The sequence below is a fragment of the Colwellia sp. TT2012 genome (genome assembly GCF_001440345.1).
Taxonomy (GTDB): domain Bacteria; phylum Pseudomonadota; class Gammaproteobacteria; order Enterobacterales; family Alteromonadaceae; genus Colwellia.
The window spans coordinates 1-736 of the sequence record NZ_LJYX01000182.1; the positions used below are offsets into that span (position 1 = coordinate 1).

General features: G+C 52.9%; 2 protein-coding genes. One reads left to right on the forward strand and one right to left on the reverse strand.

Annotated features, from left to right (window positions below; all coding sequences use genetic code 11):
- Nucleotides 1-243, reverse strand: a 243-nt coding sequence (locus ASU03_RS20475) for a helix-turn-helix domain-containing protein (RefSeq protein ID WP_157466016.1), incomplete at its 3' end; no start/stop codon positions are given.
- Between the two features lie 72 nt (nucleotides 244-315).
- Here ASU03_RS20475 and ASU03_RS19465 point away from each other — a divergent pair.
- On the forward strand, nucleotides 316-736 hold a 421-nt coding region (locus tag ASU03_RS19465; protein WP_197411337.1), incomplete at its 3' end, for a hypothetical protein.

Consider the following 736-nt stretch of genomic DNA (forward strand, 5'->3'; position numbering starts at 1 on the left):
AAGGGGGAGCGAGGAGGAAAAGTTGAGAAGAAAAAGAAGACCCGTACGACGAGAAAGACTTTCAGGGGCCGAAGAAACAGCCTTGTAGAAATTGTGGGTGCTGTTGCGGCGAAACTCGCGACTGATCGTCGAGGGATGCACGCCGACCCGCTTTGCAATGCTCGCCTGGCTCTCTGCGGCGCTCAAGCCAGCCTCAATCTGGTAACGTTGTCCCTGAGTCAGCTGCCGGTAATGCGTAGTCATCTGCGCTTGAATCCTTCGGTGTGAGAGCCTGGATTCTACCGGTGGCTGGCTCTCTGCCTCTCGTTTCAAGCGTTGCGCTTATTCTATGAATTCAGGGCTGACAAGTTCGCCGACGGCCAGTTGATCAGCCACGCCTGGCTTGAGTGGGCGCTGAACTTACCGAAGCCAAAGACTGCGCAGGAAATGGTTAATTGCCAGTTCGTGATTCTAGATCGTGTCGAGCAGTTCAAAGAGGCGCTACTGACGAAACATCAAATTTATATCGTCTCGGTTCGCGGCCAAGGTTATCGGATTGTTCCGCCATCTGATCAAGCTTTTATCGCGATAGACAACGCGATGCGTGGTGTAAGGCGCGAATTCAACAAGTGCCAAGAAGTAATGAAGAACACACGCTTTGCCGAACTTGATACTGATCAGGCAAAGCGTCACACCGACGCACAAGTAAAAGTCTCGGCGCTTACCGGGATGGTTGGCAAGGCAAAGCGGGAAGTGT